Origin of the sequence: Paramaledivibacter caminithermalis DSM 15212, from assembly GCF_900142245.1 — a bacterium.
Classification (GTDB): domain Bacteria; phylum Bacillota; class Clostridia; order Peptostreptococcales; family Caminicellaceae; genus Paramaledivibacter; species Paramaledivibacter caminithermalis.
The window spans coordinates 1-1,911 of record NZ_FRAG01000136.1; the positions used below are offsets into that span (position 1 = coordinate 1).

Genomic DNA, 1,911 nt, shown 5'->3' on the forward strand with positions numbered 1-1,911 from the left:
AAATGAGTCAAAAAGAACCGTCACCGATGACTCGGTCACCGATGACTCGTATCTGGATTTATGGTTATAGATCAATTTATTGGTATTTATGATTTGTCAATGGATTTTATATCCAATTATTGAACATTAGTGAAAGAAAATAATATTTCAACCATATTTTTACTTAATTATTAAAAAATAGTTGAAATATTATTTTGTTGATGGTATGATTTTTTTAAGGAACAGGTAATTCTTTCACTACAGGTGAAAAAAGGAGGGCTTAATATGCTCAAAAAAAGTATTTCAATATTTGTGATTTCAATTCTTATTTCAATAACTTGCTCTTTTGTTGTACTTGCAAAGCCTAATACAACTATAACCTACACCGAAGAAGAATACAATCTAAAGCAAAAGTCTGAACCAACATGTGATAATTTAGTAGATTTTGAAGCTGAAATTAAATCTCCAGCAAAAATAAGGAATATTGTTGAAGAGGATTTAAAAAAACGTAATAAAGGTATTGAAACAGAAATTAAGTTTGACACTAATAAATCAAATAATTTTTTTGTTTTATCAAAAAATAGTAGTTTCGATCGAGATAAGGCAAAAGCATATGCAGAAAAACATGCTACAGAGCCTAATACTAAAAGTTATCCATATTATAGAAAGTCAGATGGTGCGGGTGTAGATTGTGCAAATTTTGTTTCCCAAGTATTATATGCAGGAGGAATGTCAGAAAAAGGCACAAATTGGGGAGACTATAACTCATGGTTCTGTAACACCACAAGCGCTAGTGAATTAAAGAAATGTGCTATTACATGGAGATCAGCTAATTACTTTACTAAGCATTGGGGAAATATAGATGGAGTTGGTGCAAATAGAGCTGAAAAATATACTGAAATGACAGTTAATGATGCAGTTAAAAATTTTAACGACTTATACATTACGTTATGGCCTGGAGATGTAATACAGCAAGTAGGATCAGATGGTATAGCTTATCATACTCAGGTAGTTCATGATTACGGTAAAAAATATGGTTCTACTAGAAATGATGTTTTTATAGCACAACATTCAAGTGATGCAAAGGAAGTCTCTTTATATGACTATTTAAAATATAAGAAAGATAATGGTTATGGAACAGACAAAATCTTTATTTATGAGATTAAAAGTGGATCATAAGTAAATTTCAAAAATAATAAGTGAAAGAAAACTGTTCCTATTATTAACATCTATAGGGGTAGGCTAAACCTTAAACTTAAAACTATAGGAGGGCAGTCGTGAAATGATTGCTCTATTTTTATAAAAAATACGTTAAAAAATTAATGAAATTGAAAAAAGACTTAAGGAAACTAAAATTCTTAATTTCCCGACTACTCCTTTAAATTTTAACTACTTTACAAAACTTTAACCTAAATAATCTATCCATGAATAACTTAATGAGGTATACTGTTACAGTGATAATTTTGACAAAGAAGAGATTAATTTGGGTAGAAAAGAATCCTAGAGAAAAATATTTTTTGATCTACTATTTCTCATATTAGGTTCAGTGTTATTAGCCTTTGCTATTACTTCCATATTTAAGCCCCTTTGTGATAAGGGGACGTGTGACAAGGGGACGTTTGACAAGGGGGACGTTTCGTTTGACATGTAAGTTATACCCGATTTGCTGGACACAAAGAAAAGTATGTATAATATAAATAAGAAAGGGTGTTCAGCAATGGAAAAAAACAGAAGGTTTACCTCTGAATACAAGAAAGAGATAATAAGATTAGTAACAGAACAAGGTAAAAAGATGTAGCAGCTGATATAGGTGTTACTGAAACATCAGTTAGAAGATAAATTAAACAACCCTGCACTGAAGTACAGGGATTTAGATGGCGACTGAAAGTCGCGATTACGGCTGAAGCCGTCTAAAGATATTTGCTAAAGCAA

The 1,911-nt window shown here is 30.9% G+C and carries 1 protein-coding gene; it reads left to right on the forward strand.

Annotated features, from left to right (window positions below; genetic code table 11):
• The first annotated feature begins 264 nt into the window (after positions 1–264).
• Positions 265–1,158, forward strand: coding sequence for an amidase domain-containing protein (locus BUB36_RS18855; RefSeq protein ID WP_084112156.1), 894 nt, complete (start codon positions 265–267; stop codon positions 1,156–1,158).
• Positions 1,159–1,911: the final 753 nt, after the last annotated feature.

Bases quoted from the DNA above. Each gene is read 5' to 3' on its own strand.
- BUB36_RS18855 (WP_084112156.1), top strand. From the start codon at position 265: ATGCTCAAAAAAAGTATTTCAATATTTGTGATTTCAATTCTTATTTCA.